The 14195-nt window shown below is 70.7% G+C and carries 16 protein-coding genes; 7 read left to right on the forward strand and 9 right to left on the reverse strand.

Going from position 1 to position 14195, the window contains the following annotated elements; translation table 11 throughout:
- Positions 1 to 1852 (forward strand): hypothetical protein (locus VFB40_RS16445; RefSeq protein WP_324851587.1); only part of this gene is annotated, 1852 nt, incomplete at its 5' end.
- On the opposite strand, the gene VFB40_RS16450 is transcribed toward VFB40_RS16445, so the two are convergent.
- The 3 genes from VFB40_RS16450 to VFB40_RS16460 form a co-directional block, all read right to left on the reverse strand.
- Positions 1819 to 2301 (reverse strand): hypothetical protein, encoded by a 483-nt coding sequence (locus VFB40_RS16450; RefSeq protein WP_324851588.1) that lies wholly within the window; start codon positions 2299 to 2301, stop codon positions 1819 to 1821. The genes VFB40_RS16445 and VFB40_RS16450 overlap by 34 nt on opposite strands.
- A 225-nt stretch (positions 2302 to 2526) precedes the next feature.
- Positions 2527 to 3144: a flavin reductase family protein gene (locus tag VFB40_RS16455; RefSeq protein WP_324851589.1), complete on the reverse strand. Its 618-nt coding sequence runs from the start codon at positions 3142 to 3144 to the stop codon at positions 2527 to 2529.
- A gap of 135 nt (positions 3145 to 3279) precedes the next feature.
- Positions 3280 to 3711, reverse strand: a complete 432-nt coding sequence (locus VFB40_RS16460) for an STAS domain-containing protein (protein ID WP_324851590.1) — start codon at positions 3709 to 3711, stop codon at positions 3280 to 3282.
- Between the two features lie 242 nt (positions 3712 to 3953).
- Here VFB40_RS16460 and VFB40_RS16465 point away from each other — a divergent pair, with 242 nt between their 5' ends.
- From VFB40_RS16465 to VFB40_RS16475, 3 genes are all read left to right on the forward strand, one after another.
- Positions 3954 to 4796, forward strand: a complete 843-nt coding sequence (locus tag VFB40_RS16465) for a helix-turn-helix domain-containing protein (RefSeq protein WP_324851591.1) — start codon at positions 3954 to 3956, stop codon at positions 4794 to 4796.
- Complete coding sequence (locus VFB40_RS16470; protein WP_324851592.1) at positions 4796 to 4990, forward strand: DUF397 domain-containing protein; 195 nt, start codon at positions 4796 to 4798, stop codon at positions 4988 to 4990. The genes VFB40_RS16465 and VFB40_RS16470 overlap by 1 nt, the downstream gene beginning before the upstream one ends.
- A gap of 152 nt (positions 4991 to 5142) precedes the next feature.
- Positions 5143 to 6804, forward strand: a complete 1662-nt coding sequence (locus VFB40_RS16475; protein WP_324851593.1) for a serine/threonine-protein kinase — start codon at positions 5143 to 5145, stop codon at positions 6802 to 6804.
- Positions 6805 to 7031: 227 nt separating this feature from the next.
- Here the strand turns inward: VFB40_RS16475 and VFB40_RS16480 are convergent, their stop codons facing one another.
- Positions 7032 to 7391, reverse strand: coding sequence for a hypothetical protein (locus VFB40_RS16480; protein ID WP_324851594.1), 360 nt, complete (start codon positions 7389 to 7391; stop codon positions 7032 to 7034).
- A gap of 117 nt (positions 7392 to 7508) precedes the next feature.
- Complete coding sequence (locus VFB40_RS16485) at positions 7509 to 7742, reverse strand: hypothetical protein (RefSeq protein ID WP_324851595.1); 234 nt, start codon at positions 7740 to 7742, stop codon at positions 7509 to 7511.
- A 147-nt stretch (positions 7743 to 7889) separates the two neighbouring features.
- On the opposite strand from VFB40_RS16485, the gene VFB40_RS16490 reads away from it, so the two are divergent.
- Both VFB40_RS16490 and VFB40_RS16495 read left to right on the forward strand, forming a co-directional pair.
- Positions 7890 to 9446, forward strand: a complete 1557-nt coding sequence (locus VFB40_RS16490; RefSeq protein ID WP_324851596.1) for an MFS transporter — start codon at positions 7890 to 7892, stop codon at positions 9444 to 9446.
- Between the two features lie 124 nt (positions 9447 to 9570).
- Positions 9571 to 9909, forward strand: a complete 339-nt coding sequence (locus tag VFB40_RS16495) for an STAS domain-containing protein (protein WP_324851597.1) — start codon at positions 9571 to 9573, stop codon at positions 9907 to 9909.
- A 71-nt stretch (positions 9910 to 9980) separates the two neighbouring features.
- Here VFB40_RS16495 and VFB40_RS16500 read toward each other — a convergent pair whose 3' ends face one another.
- Entirely contained in the window at positions 9981 to 10400 is a 420-nt protein-coding gene (locus tag VFB40_RS16500; RefSeq protein ID WP_324851598.1) for a CBS domain-containing protein, read from the reverse strand.
- 77 nt (positions 10401 to 10477) lie between these two features.
- On the reverse strand, positions 10478 to 11527 hold the full coding sequence (coaA, locus tag VFB40_RS16505) for a type I pantothenate kinase (RefSeq protein ID WP_324851599.1): 1050 nt from the start codon (positions 11525 to 11527) through the stop codon (positions 10478 to 10480).
- A gap of 102 nt (positions 11528 to 11629) precedes the next feature.
- On the opposite strand from coaA, the gene VFB40_RS16510 reads away from it, so the two are divergent.
- On the forward strand, positions 11630 to 13090 hold the full coding sequence (locus VFB40_RS16510; protein ID WP_324851600.1) for an SGNH/GDSL hydrolase family protein: 1461 nt from the start codon (positions 11630 to 11632) through the stop codon (positions 13088 to 13090).
- Between the two features lie 7 nt (positions 13091 to 13097).
- Here VFB40_RS16510 and VFB40_RS16515 read toward each other — a convergent pair whose 3' ends face one another.
- Positions 13098 to 13403: an adhesin gene (locus VFB40_RS16515; protein ID WP_324841681.1), complete on the reverse strand. Its 306-nt coding sequence runs from the start codon at positions 13401 to 13403 to the stop codon at positions 13098 to 13100.
- Between the two features lie 108 nt (positions 13404 to 13511).
- Positions 13512 to 14123 (reverse strand): hypothetical protein, encoded by a 612-nt coding sequence (locus tag VFB40_RS16520; protein WP_324851601.1) that lies wholly within the window; start codon positions 14121 to 14123, stop codon positions 13512 to 13514.
- Positions 14124 to 14195: the final 72 nt, after the last annotated feature.

Below are 14195 nucleotides of genomic sequence, written 5' to 3' on the forward strand. Positions count from 1 at the left end.
CAACCTGCCGAAGGTGCCGGACGGTCAGGAGGCCGCGCTGACCATGGCGCCCTCCGCGCTGGCCGACTGGACCGCGCAGCTGCGCACCTCCGGCTGGGGGCAGGTGGCCGACGACGTGCTCGCCGGCGTGGCCGCCCGCAGCGTGCCGCCGAACGTCGCGCTGCTGCTGGTGGTGCTGCGGATGGCCGGGCGCGAGGCCGAGGCCGACCAGGCCGGGGCGGTGGCCCTGCTGCGCCCGCCGGACCAGACCGCCGAGATCGCCGTCGCGCTCGTGCAGTCCGGCTACCGGGAGGAGTGCGGCCGCCTGCTGGCCCAGGCCGCCCGGAAACCCGCCGACCACATCAAACGGCTGGTCCGGGCGCTGATGGCGCGCGGCGGCAGGCCGCAGGCCGCGCTGCTGTTCGCCGAGGCCACCGCGCACGCCCCGGCCGGCGCCGCGATCGAGCCGTTCGCCGACCTGCTGCCCGAGCTCGGCACGCCGAAGGAGGTCGGCCCGGCGCTGGCCGAGGCGACCACGCACTGGCAGGAAGGCAGGGTGCTGACGCTCGCGGAGGAGCTCGAGGCCGGGGGAGCGGAACGCTGCTCCTACGCGCTGTACGCCCGTGCCGCGCAACTGGCCGCGGGCAACTGGCCGCCGGACCGCTTCGCCGCGCTGCTGCACCGCATGTCCGACGCCGGCGCGCAGGACGAGATCGACACCCTGCTCGGCGCGGCCGAGAAGGCGGTCGGCCCGTTCCCGTCCCTGACCGCGTACCTGGCCACGGATCTGGCCGCGGCGAAGGTCCCCGGCCTCGCCTACAAGCTGCTCAGCCACGTGGTCCCGGCGTACTCGGACGTCGAATTGGTCGCCCTCTCCTCATACCTGGAGGCCGGCCGGCAGCGGGACCTGGCCGTGCACGCCTACGCCACCGCCGCGCTCAGCCGCCCGCCGTCCGCGACCGTCGGCTACATCGACGTGCTGCGAAGGCACCGCGAGGCCGCCAACGCCGACAAGCTGATCCTCGGGGTGCTCGGGGGCCGGCCCGGCCACGTCGTCGGCCTGCTCGATGCGCTGCGCGCGGCGGAGCGCACCGAGGACACGGAGCACGTCCTGGCGCTGGCCGCCGAGGGCCCGGCCGACCTGGCCGGAGCGGTGGCCCGCGAGCTGTGGGAGAACGGCAACGAGCAGGACGCGGCGCGGGTGCTCGACGGCGTCGCCGGCCGGCCTCTGGTCGACATCGCCGGGGCGCTGGTCGCCCTGGCCGCCTCCGGCTCGACGGCCGCGCTGCTGGATCCGCAGCTGCGGGTGCGCTCGCCGCAGGAGTTCATCGACGCCGTCAGCGTGCTGCGCACCGCCAAGCGGGACGAGGAGGCCGACCTGCTGTTCGCCGCGCTCGGCCGCGGCGCTCCGCACCAGATGTGCGCCGCGGTGCTCGCGCTCACTCAGGCGGGCCGGCACCAGGACGCCGCCAGCCTGCTGGACAGCTTCGCCGCGCAGGCGCCCGCGATCGAAGCGGTCGAGGCGATGGCGCTGCTCGCGGAGACCAGGCAGGGCGCCCAGGCCGCCGGGGAGCTGCTGATCACCGCGCTGGCCACCCGGACCGACCCCGGCCGCATCCTGGCCACGCTGCGGCAGGTGCGCGCCTCCGACCAGACGGACCGCTACCTCGAACACCTCGGCGCCAGCATGCCGCCGGCCGACCTGGTGGTGCTCGCTTCGAACCTGGCCACCCGCGGCTGCGACGCGGAGGCGGACCTGATCCTGACCCGGGCCGCGCGCCGCGACGACTTCATGGAGCTGCGCGCGGCCTTCCACGAGGCCGGACGGCACGCGCAGGCCTACCACCTGACTGAGCGGCGCGGGGAGTTCTGAACCGGCGCCGACCGCCCGGCCGCATGCCACCGCAGGCCCTGCGCGAGACCGGCCAGCGCGGTCAGCGTCGCGACGCCCTCCGCGATCGTCGTGGCGGTCTTCTTCGGGAACCACAAGGGCTCGTACATGTTCGGCAGCGGTCCGAGCGTGCCCACGTTGACGTAGCGGTACAGCAGGACGGCCCCGATCCCGCTGGCCGCGACGAGGAACGCGAACGTCCACACGAGGCGGTGCGCGGACAGCAGGACGAGCAGCGCGGCCAGCGCGGCCGCGCCGGCCTCGATGCGGAACAGGTCGCCCTGGCTGATGCTGTTGCGCACCGGGTCGTAGGCCGAGGCGAGATCGGCGTGCACATAGGCGTCCACAGCCAACGCGGCGGCGGTCAGTACCCGTAGGAGAGCCTGCGTTCCCGAGCCGGTACGGGACTCCGCGGATCCGAATTTGATCATTGCCTCACCGTCCGTCACAGTCACTGTTCATCACGTGACCGTCGGCGTAAGGGTTCAAAGCTGCATCCGATCGGCGGCTGTCCGCGTCTCTAACGGTCGGATGGTTGTGTCCGGGGTCGCTACCCGGTCACCGAGGCAACAAAGCAGAACCGCCCGCCCGCGCTGGAGATGGTCATCTCGGCGCGGGCGGCGCTGTCTTCGGGCTGGATCGTCAGGCTGGGTAGGTCAGCAGACGCGCGGCAGCGCGCCGTTGCCGGCGACCGGGAAGCAGTTGGCGAACGCGCCGCGGTGGTAGACCAGCGGGGCCGCCTCGCGCTGGACCGCGAGCGCGTGCACGTTGCCGACCACGATCGTGTGATCCCCGGCGGGATACTCCGCCTCGACCGTGCAGTCGATCCAGGCCAGCGAGCCGTCCAGCACCGGGCAGCCGCCGGGGGAGCGCCACCAGTCGATGCCGAGGAACCGGTCCACGCCGCGGGTGGCGAACCGCGCGCAGAGCGCGTGCTGGTCGAAGGCGAGCACGTTCACGCAGAACCGGCCCGCCGCGAGGATCCGCGGCCGGCTGCTCGAAGCCCGCGAGACCGAGAAGGACACCATCGGCGGATCGAGCGAGAGCGAGGTGAAGGCCTGGCAGGTGAAGCCGATCGGCGTCGGGCCGTCCAGCGCGGTGATCACCGTGACCCCGGTGGCGAAGTTGCCCAGCACCTCGCGGAACTCGCCGGACCCGACCTCCTGCGGCTCGGGCGCGGGCTCGCCGCGGTGATGCGGCCGGAAGGGGAGGGGCGCGGCGTCCCGGACGTCCGCGCGCTCGAAGCCTGGCACCGCGCGCCGCCGTCCGTTCATCGAGCCTCCCAGCCCCTGTAGGTAAGCCTCACCTTACTAGATAGTAGGGCGGGCGTGCCGGGTCCCTCAACGGGCCCAGGCTGCTTGAGGTACCCCTGGCTGGGAAAAGGAATGCACGCCGCGGTCTGGATGTGGCTAAGACCTCACTGGCCGCCGGATCAGCGCGCGCTCCGACTCGGTCTCGGCGCGCTCGGCGGCCTCGACCGCCGCTTGCACGTCCGGGTGAATCGGCCAGAGCTTGATCAGTCCCATCCGCCGCAGCTTGACCAGCAGATGGCTCTCCGGGATCACCAGGCGCAGGGTGCCGGCGCGCGCCGTGGCCTGTTTGCTCAGCGCCACGATCACCGCGATCCCGGCCGAGTCGATGAAGCCGAGCTGCCGCAGATCCATCACCACGTGCACGAACCGGTGCGCCGGATACAGCGCGAGATAGCGGCGTAGTTCGAACGCCGTGTACGCGTCGAACTCCCCGGACAACTCGACCACCGTCGCCGGTCCGCTGTCACGGACGGTTAGCGTCAGATCCGCGAAGGTCTTGGTGTCGCACGCGTCGCGGGGGAGCGTCATGCCGAATCCTGAGATAGAGATGAGGCGCAAGTTACCGACGTGGCGACAACCCGGCGCCTACCATGTGCAGATCCGATGCGTTGTGCATACGCCGTGTGCGGATGCGGGGCGCTAACATCTCGTCAGACGGTGAGGATGCCTTTACGCTAAGTTACTAACTTGACGATGCACCGGAGCGTGCTCCGGTGCAAGCAACGACGTGTGGCTTTACCAACTCTTTACTTGGCTGGTTGGGGTCCCCGATGGCGTTCCAAGCGAGCTGGCTGCAACGGCAGCTGGGCCGGGAGCTGCTGGAGCTGCGCGAGAGCCGGGGGCACACGACCCGTGAGGTCGGCGAGGCGCTCGGCTGGGCGCACACCAAGGTGGGCCGGATCGAGCGGGCCGAGAACAAGATCGACCCGATGGACGTCATCCGGCTGGCCAAGTACTACAAGCTTTCTGACGCGGACTCAGAGCGGCTGTGCACCATGGCCCGGGAGAGCCGCACGGACAGCTGGTGGGAACGCTTCAAGCCCTGGATCAACGAGCCGTACTACACCCTCCTCGGCTACGAGAACGACGCGACGCGCCTGCTGGCGCTGCACAACTCCGTGGTCCACGGCCTCCTGCAGACCGAGGGCTACATGCGGGGCCTGTTCGAGACCAGCGCCCTGATCCGCGACCCGGATCATGTGGACATACACATCGAGGTCCGCCTGTTGCGCCAGCGCCGCCTGTTCGAACCCGAACCGTTGGTCGTCGACGTGATCCTCCAGGACAGCGTGCTGGGCACCCCCTTCGGCGGGGTCAAAGTGCTCAACGAGCAGCTCAAGCACCTGCGGGAGCTGGCAGAGCTGCCCAACGTGGTGCTCCGCAGCATCCCGGCGACCAGCCCGGTCACCCGGATGCCGCTGGACATCTACGAGTTCGGCGGCGGCGACGGCCCGGCCGTGGCGAGCTCGGAATCGATCTTCTCGACCGTCGTGCACGACGGTCCGCTGGAGGTCCGCCAGGCGCGCAGAGCGCTGGAGCGGGTCCGCAGCGCGGCGCTCTCGCCGGAGGAGACTGTCCGGATAATCGAGCAGAGGATCAGAGAAACCCACTGATGGAACGCAATGTGTGGCGCAAGGCGAGCGCGAGCGGCGGGAACGGCGGCCAGTGCGTCGAGGTCATGGTCACCCATGACGCCGTGAAGGTGCGGGACACCAAGGACGCGGGCGCCGGTCCGGTGCACGTGTACACGCACGCCGAGTGGAATGCTTTCGTGGACGGGGTCAAGAAGGGCGAATTCGACCTGTAGACCGCGGCCGCGCGAGAGGCCCACGGCCGGGTGGTGACGACTCGTCACCACCCGGCCGTCGCGTCTGCCGGGATCTTACGAACCGCTTAATTGGGCATCAGTTCTGTCATGGTTTCGACCCGGGTCACGCGAGCGGCGCAATAATCCGCTTCATGGAGCCCGCGATACCCGGCACGCTGCTCGCCGGCCGCTATCTGTTGGTCCGGCCGCTCGGCAGTGGCGGCAGCGCGACCGTCTGGGAGGCTGTGGACACCTCCTACGACCGGCCGGTCGCCGTCAAGCTGCTGCGCGGCGCCGCCGTGAACGACCCCACCGAGCGCGAGCGGCTGCGCCGCGAGGCCAGGGTGCTGGCCCGGCTCGCCCACCCGCGCATCTGCGCCATCCGGGACTATCTGGAGAGCCCGCGCCCGGACGGCAGCACGGTGCCGGTCCTGGTCACCGAGCTGCTCACCGGCACCAGCCTGGCCCGGCGGCTGAAGGAGGGGCCGCTGCCGTGGGCCGAGGCGGTCTCCGTGTGCGCCCAGATCGCCGACGCGCTGCTCGCCGCGCACCACGCCGGAGTCGTGCACCGGGATGTGAAGCCCGCGAACGTGATGCTGGTCGCGGACGGCGCCAAGCTGCTCGACTTCGGCATCGCGCGCGGAGCGGGGGACGGGGACCTGACCGGCAACCTGACCGTCGGCACGCCGCTGTGTATGGCCCCGGAGCAGGTGCGCGGGCAGCGGGCCAAGCCGGCCTCGGACATCTACGCGCTCGGCTGCGTGCTGTTCTGGTCGCTGACCGGCCGCCCGCCCTATCAGAGCAACGACATCACCGAGATCTTCGAGTCGCAGCTCTACGACCCTCCGCCGCCGATCGAGGTGCCCGGCCTGCCCGCGCGCGTGGTCGAGTTCTGCCACTCCTGCCTGTCGAAGAACCCGGCCTTCCGGCCGAACGCCGCCCAGGCGCTGACCACGTTGTCCGGTCTCGCCGCGGCGGCCGGAGTCCCGCTGGGCGACGAGTACATCGGCCGCCGCTCCATCTCCGCGTTCGAGGCCGTGCAGCAGCCGCAGAGCGTCCAGGACCCACGCATCAGCGCGCCGCCTCCGCCTCCGCCGCCGGCCCCGGCCCCGATCCCGGTCCAGGTGCCGGGGGAGAACACGATGCTGTCCGAGGCCTTCGACGACGAGGAAGACCTCGGCGAGGCCGGCGGATACGGAACAGCGGCCTTCGACGGCAGACTGCGGCCGCGGGGCACCCCCGAGACCGGAAAACGGCGCGATCGGAGCGGCCAGGACGGCAGGCGGGGTCCGCGCCCGATGCTCCTCGGCATGGCGGCGCTGGTCGTGCTGGTGGCCATCGGAGTGGTCGCGCTGGTGCTCACCACCAGCCACGCGGCCACCGGCACCTTCTCGGCAGGGCCGCGCGAGACGGCGCAGCTGCCGAATCCGTCGCGGCCGACCGGCGGGCCGACGACCGCGCCGATGCCGCGGATGGGCGGCGGGACGGCGCCCTCGATCACCGCGTCGGCCGCCGATCCCATCCGGTACCTGGAGGCGGTGCGCGCCCAGATCCGCGTCTTCGTCGCGGACGGCCCGGCCACGCTCGACCCGACGACCGGCGGCGACCTGCAGAACTCGATCATCGACATCGAGAACTCGGTGGTCTCGGCGCAGCGCAACGGCGGCGCCGCGCACCTGCAGGAGATCCGCAACAAGATCGCGCTGTTCAACGGCAGGCTCGACAAGCTGGTGGGCAAGGAGCGCATCTCGGCGGCGGCGGCGAATCAGCTGACTGCGGAGGTCCAGCACCTGTCGGGCACCGTCACGGACTGACGGGCGGGTGCGACCGTCCCGCCGACCCGTCGGTCGCACCCGCGCTTGGGATCCCCGCTTCCATGGGCGGACGGTATCCCACAGCGGCGGTCGGTGTGCGTTCCCGATTGAATACGCTGAGTCACCGCAGCTAGCAAACGATATTGCCGCGGTGCCCGCGCGAAAACGGCTGAAAGTTGCCGGAGACTACGAATACGGGGGCGCACATGGATCGTGCGCGCTTGAGGCTACGTCTCGGGGAAGCTCAGCCGGGAGGTTCCGGCGCCCCACCGCTCCCTGCGCCGCCGCCGGACCCGGCTGCGCACGGCGCCGAAGAGCAGCAACGCGGTCACCGCGCCGACGCAGCAGGTCGCTATCACCACGTCGAGTGTCCCGGTGCGGCCGGCGGCGAGGGCCAGAAGCAGCGTCGTAGGTATCAGGAGGCTCAATTCGGCGCCGCGCAGTCTGCGCTGGACTGACAGCAGTCTGAGTCTGAGGGGCGCACGGAGGTTGCGCAGACGCTCGTCGAGCCTGCGGTCCCGGCGCAGTACCGTCTCGATCTCTTCGAGAATGCGCTGCTCCCGTAGCGAGAGCCGTCGTCCATCCATTGCCCGCCTCCGCACTGACTGCAACGCGCGCGTTTGTCGCTCTTGTCTACCCCGTCGGCGGTGGAAAATGCGCTGCGGTCAGGCCTGCGACTCAGGACGACTCAGTGCTCCGACGACTCAGTACTCCGACGGCGGCCGCACCACGACGGTGCGCTCCGGCGGCTGGACCTCCGCCGCGGTCATCTGGCGCTGCCGGTGCAGCGCGGCGATCTGAAGGCCCAGCGCGACGAGGCCGACCACCATCAGCACCCCGCCCATCGCGATCACGCTGAAGCCCGAGCTGTGCACGTGCGTGGCGAAGGCCAGGATCGCGCCCACCGCGACCACCGTGATGCTCGCCCCGATCGACATGGCTCTCCCTAGTCCGTATCCGAGGTCCGTCTCGCGCAACCGAACCTGCCGCCGAGTACCCCGTTGACCGGTTCCTACGCAGCGGCCTCGCCGTTTGCCGGACGGCTTCCCGGTTACCCGGCACCGGGGAATTGAACGGAGGTACACATGTCGGCCACCGAAGCTGACGGCTCGCTCTCGTCCTCGTCGCCGTCACGGATCCGAACCCTGATCCCGGCCCGGATCGACCGGCTGCCCTGGTCCCGCTTCCACACCCGGCTCGTGATCGCGCTGGGCGTGGCCTGGGTCCTGGACGGCCTGGAGATCACCGTGGCCAGCGCCGTCGCGGGAGTGCTCAACACGAAGCAGACCCTCGGCATGTCGTCGACCGCGGTCGGCGCGATAGCCACCGTGTACTTGGCCGGCGAGGTCGTCGGCGCGCTCGGCTTCGGCCGCCTGTCCGACAAGCTGGGCCGGCGCCTGCTGTTCATGGTCACGCTCGGCGTGTACCTCGTCGGCAGCGGGCTGACCGCCCTGACGCTGGGCTCGGGCTGGGCGTGGGTCGGGTTCCTGTACCTCACCCGCTTCATCGCCGGCACCGGCATCGGCGGCGAGTACGCCGCGATCAACTCCGCGATCGACGAGATGATCCCGGCCAGGCACCGCGGCCGGGTGGACATCGCGGTCAACGGGACCTACTGGGGCGGCGCGATCCTCGGCACCCTCGGCTCGCTGCTGCTGCTGAACGTGCTGCCCGAGAGCATCGGCTGGCGGCTCGGCTTCCTGCTCGGCCCGGTGCTCGCGGGCGTCGTGATCTTCGTGCGCCGCAACCTGCCGGAGAGCCCGCGCTGGCTGGTCATGCACGGCCGCGAGGCGGAGGCCGAGGCCTCGATCCGGGAGATCGAGGAGGAGGTCGAGCGCACCGGCGGGAGCCTCGAACCCGTCGCTCGGGACCAGGCCCTGGAGATCCAGCCTACCGAGCGCACCGGATACCTCGCGCTCGTCAAGGTCCTGTTCTCGCAGTACCCGAAGCGTGCGGTGCTCGGCGCGAGCCTGATGATCAGTCAGTCCTTCCTGTACAACGCGATCTTCTTCACCTACACCCTGGTGCTGACCAAGTTCTACGGCGTCGCGTCGAACAAGGCCCCGTGGTTCCTGATCGCCTTCGCGGTCGGGAACCTGGCCGGTCCGCTGACCCTCGGGCGGCTGTTCGACACGATCGGGCGCAAGCAGATGATCGCCGGGACCTACCTGCTGTCCGGGATCATGCTGGCGATCACCGCGGAGCTGTTCCGCGACGGCGTGCTCACCGCCGCGACGCAGACGATCGCCTGGTGTGTGATCTTCTTCTTCGCCTCCAGCGGGGCGAGCGCCGCGTACCTCACGGTCAGCGAGATCTTCCCGCTGGAGGTGCGGGCGCAGGCCATCGCGGTCTTCTTCGCCATCGCGCAGTGCTTCGGCGCGCTGGGCCCGGTGCTCTACGGCCACCTGATCGGCGACGGCACGAACCGGAACCTGCTGTTCGTCGGCTATCTGATCGGCGCGGGGGTGATGGTGGTCGGCGGCCTTGTCGAGCTGGCCCTCGGCATCGCCGCGGAACGCCAGTCGCTGGAGAGCATCGCCAGGCCGCTCTCGCTGGTGCGGCAGGCGACGGCCGCGGCGTCCAGCGCCATCGTCCCGCGCACGCCGAGCATGCGGCCGACCGGGACCGCGCAGTCCGGCTAGGCGGGCGGCGTTTGCGATTCGGGAGTCCGGGCATAGTCCGGGCTCCCTTCGCATGCGTCCGAATCGGCGATAAGGTGTGCCTGAAGGGGCAACAGGACTCTTACAGCAATATAATGGAGCTTCCATGGAGCGTTTCGAGGTCGGCGTCGGGCCCGCCGAAGAGGGCGACCGGGTGGTGACCGTGCGCGGCGAGCTGGATCTGGCGGCCGCCGATCAGCTGTGGGAGACGATCGAACCGCTGCTGCTACCAGGCACGCTGGTGGTGCTGGACGGTATGGATATGACCTTCCTCGACTCCAGCGGCCTGCGGGTCCTGCTCCAGGCGCACAAGCGCGCGGAGAGCGAGGGGGCGGTCTTCCGGATCGTGGCTCCGCAGCAAGCGGTGCAGCGCGTGCTGGATTTGGCCGGCGCCGCCGGCTATCTGCAGATGCGCGACGACGTGCCGAGTGCGCTCGCGGGCTGAGCGGCAGAACAGACGACGCGGCGGCGTGACGCACCAGGTGTCACGCCGCCGCGTCGTCGTTCGTGCCGCCGTCAGAGGGTGGGCGGCTGTGCGCTGATCGCGGCCAGCACCGAGCTGTCGTCGCGGTCCTTGGCCAGGTCGCCGAGCGACACGATGCCGACGGCGGTGCCCCGGTCCACGACCGGGACGCGCCGGATGCCGTGCTTGCGCATCAGGGCGGCCGCCTCGGCCGGGTCGTCGTCCGGGGCGAGGGTGATCGGGGAGGCGGTGGTCACCTCGGCGATCGAGGCGATGTCCGGGTCCGCACCCTCGGCCATCCCGCGCACCACCAGGTCGCGGTCGGTGACGATGCCGAGCAGCTCGTCCCCGTCCATCACGAGCACGGCGCCGATGTTCGTGTCCCGCATGAGCGAGGCGGCGGAGCGCATCGGGGCGGTCAGCGGCAGGGTGACCGGGACGGGGCTCATCACGTCGGCGATCTTCGTCTGCATGTTCCTTTCCTCCACAGTCGCGGTCCTTTGCTTGGTTTAGCCCCGCCTACCCGCGACCGTGATTCAAAACGGAGGGCTCACAGCTTGCGCAGCCACACCCGCTCGATGCTGTGATCCGGCCCCTTGCGCAGCACCAGCGTCGCGCGCCGGCGCGTCGGCAGCACGTTCTCCACCAGGTTCGGCAGGTTGATCCGCTGCCAGAAGGTGCGTGCCTGCTCCAGCGCCTCTTGCTCCGAGAGCGCGGCGAAGCGGCGGAAGTAGGAGTCCGGATCGGTGAACGCGGTGGCGCGCAGCTGCTTGAACCGGTCGAGATACCAGCGTTCGATGTCGTCGGTGCGGGCGTCCACGTAGATGCTGAAGTCGAAGTAGTCGGCCAGGCCCATGCGGACGCGCCCGTCGCTGCCGGGGGCGGCGGGTTGCAGCACGTTGAGTCCTTCGACGATCAGGATGTCGGGGCGGCGCACGGTCAGCCGCTCGTCGGGCACGATGTCGTACACGAGGTGCGAGTACACCGGGGCGCTGACCTCCGGCCTGCCTGACTTCACGTCAGCCACGAAGCGGGTCAGCGCCCGGCGGTCGTACGACTCGGGGAAGCCCTTGCGGGCCATCAGGCCGCGGCGCTCCAGCTCCGCGTTGGGCAGCAGGAAGCCGTCGGTGGTCACCAGCTCCACGCGCGGGTGCTCCGGCCAGCGCGCCAGCAGGGCCTGCAACAGGCGCGCGGTGGTCGACTTGCCGACCGCGACGCTGCCCGCGATCCCGATGACGAACGGCGTGCGGCCGGCGTCGTCCCCGTCGCCGTCCTTCTCGTCCGCTCCCGCGCCCAGGAACGTGTCCAACGCACCGCGCAGACCGTGTACCGCGGCCACGTAGAGGTTGAGCAGTCGGGAGATCGGGAGGTACATCTCCCGCACCTCGTTGAGGTCGATCATGTCGCCCAGGCCGCGTAGCTGTTCGACCTCGGCTGCGGTAAGCGGGAGGGGCGTGCGTTCACGCAACGCGCTCCAGGCCGCCCGATCGAGATCGACGTAAGGCGAGCCCTCGCCGCGGCGCACGGTGCCGGCAGGCGCGGAAGACGAGCGTGCGGCGGCCACGTGCCCGGCTGCGGAGGCTCCGGCGGAGATCGACATTGCACCATTGTGGCCGAGGAGCCGGGCCGGCCGCCGATCGCAGGGAATAGTCCGCTTTTGGATCGTCCTATGAGAGGATGAGCATCCTGTGCTGATTCGTGTGTGAACCGGAGCATCTTGAGCCACAGCAACCTCTCGCGGCGCATCCTCGAACGACCAATAGTGGGCCGCGCCCGCCGTGCCGCCGCGATCTCCTTCGCCCTGCTGCTCGTCGCCGCCGTGGCCGCGTGGCTGGCGCTGCTGGTCACGCCCGCGCAGTCGGTCTCCGCCGCCGGGCAGACCCTCAGGGTCGGCGCGACCTCGCCGGACCTCTCCCTGGCCGGCCCCGGCGAACTAGACCTGTTCGGCCAGTCCGTGCCGACGACCCTGCAGTTCAACGGTCTGATCCGGCCCAAGCTCGAATTGACCCGCATCACCATCGACAGCCAGCTCACCCAGTTCGTGCAGACCTCCGCGGACCACGGCGGCGCCAGCGCGCAAAGCCGGCTGGCCGCGAGCCTGGTCAGCGGCTGGGAGCACTACTTCCTCTGGCAGAGCGCGGTGACGGCCGGGTTCGCGATCCTGCTGCTGCTGGCCTTCTCGGGCCTGCGCCACTACACGCACCGCAGGATGCTCAAGGTCGTCGCGATCGGGACGCTGGTCGCGGTCGCGGCAAACGTCGGCGCGGTCGCCGTTTTCGCCACCGGGGCGCCGAGCACCCTGCGCCAGGTCAAGTCGCTCAGCGACCTGGTCGGCGACAGCGCGCTCGGTTCCGCGGCCCCGGCCAGGACCGGCGCGAGCCTTCCGGGCGTGCAGGCCGTGGTCATCGGCGACTCGACCGCGGCGGCGATCGGCAATCCGCCGGTCGCGCACCCCTCCGAGCAGGACAAGGCCTGCGGCCGCAGCGCCGACTCGTACGCGGCCGACCTCGCCCAGGCCAACAACTGGAAGGTGCTGAACCTCGCCTGCAGCGGCGCGACCGTGAGCGAGGGCGTGCTCGGTCCGCAGATCGCCGGTGGGTTGACCGTGCCGCCGCAGATGAGCGTGCTGGAACAGGCGGACCGGGCTTCGGTGGTCGTGGTGAGCATCGGCGCCAACGACCTCAAGTGGGTCGCCACCGAGGCGCTGTGCGTGCTGGCCGCCGCCTGCGACGACCAGGCGTCCACCGCCTACTTCCAGAGCAACCTGCACGACTTCACGCGCGGCTACTACGAGATGCTGCACGACCTGGCCGCGCTGCCGCAGCACCCGCAGGTGCTGATCAACACCTACTTCGACCCGTTCGGGCCGAGCCTGAGCTGCCTGAGCGGCGTCGGTTTCACTCCGGCCAAGACGAAGGTGCTCTCCTCCCGCCTCGCGACGCTGAACACGGTGCTCGCGGACGGGGCGCAGACCTTCGGGTTCATCACGGTGCGACCGAGCTTCGCTGGCCACGAGCTGTGCAGCAGCCAGTCGTACGTGCAAGGGCTCAAGGACGCGGCGCCGTTCCACCCGACGGCGGCCGGCGAGCTGACGATCGCGCTGGCGGACCAGCAGGCGCTGACCAAGAACGCGCTGTCGATCTCAGCCGCCGGCGCCAAGTAGCGGGCGGCTACACGTTCCGCGGCGGCTGCTGCGAGATCATGAAGGCGATCTCACCCTGCTCGTCGATGCGCGCGTCGAGCACCTTGTCGTCGAGCAGCTGCGATACCGCGGGCTCCAGGTAGATCCGGGCGTCCGGGGTCTCGATGACCTCGTCGGCGGCCTGCGGGGCCTGCGTGAGCGAGAGCGCGAACGCGGGGCCCTCGCCGTTGTCGGCGGCCTGCGGGGCGATCCGCAGCCCGGTCCCGTCGGGCAGTCCCGGCTGGGTGGTCAGGTCGTGGATGACGCCCACCGCCGTCTGAGTCAAAGCGAGCACGGGTTTCTCCTCACCGTCCGTCTCCAGGGTCCGCCCCGCAGTACCCCCTGAGCCCGGTCCAAACGGTCGGATACGCGGAAAACTCGCGCCCCCGCGGCCCGGCCCGGGTCACAGCAGGTTGGTCAGGTGATCCGGCTCCTGGGCGTCGCGCAGCCCGACGATGTACTCCCGCAGCTCGAAGAGCAGCGACGGGTCCGGCATGGCGTCGCCCTCGGCCGTGGCGACCGCCAGGTCGTCGTACTTGGCGCTGGTCTCGTCCAGCAGCCGTTGCAGCATCGGCTCGATCACCCGGTGCCCGTAGTCGACGTAGCTCTGCGCGTGCGTGATCGCCTCCGGCCGGTGGATCAGGTCCTCGATCGCCTCCCGCGTCGCGCCCTGGGCGCTGAGGGTCTTGAAGTCGCTGTACTCCAGCCGCGCGCCGCGGGTGATCTCGTGCAGGCGGCGCACCTCGAGCCGGGCGAGCACGACCAGGTTCTCCAGCGCCCTGGCCTCCACGACGCACCGCAGCTTGGACAGCTCGCGGCGGGTCTTGGTCAGCACGTCGAGCACGTGCCGCCCCACGGACCTGCCGGAATCCCCGAGCCGGTCCTGCCGGTCGATCGCGGACAGCGCGGTGGAGAGGCCGACGAGTTCGTCGCAGGTCTGCGAGAGCTCCGTCACCGCCTCGGCCAGCCGGTCCTCACGGTCCCAGCTCACTGGGCCGTCGTGCGCCTGTGACACCTGTTTTCCTTCCGAGCCTTACCAGTGCGCGCCGCACTGAACGGATTATCCGTCGCGAGACGCCGGGCACCA

Source organism: Actinocrinis sp., assembly GCF_035650855.1.
GTDB lineage: Bacteria > Actinomycetota > Actinomycetes > Streptomycetales > Catenulisporaceae > Actinocrinis.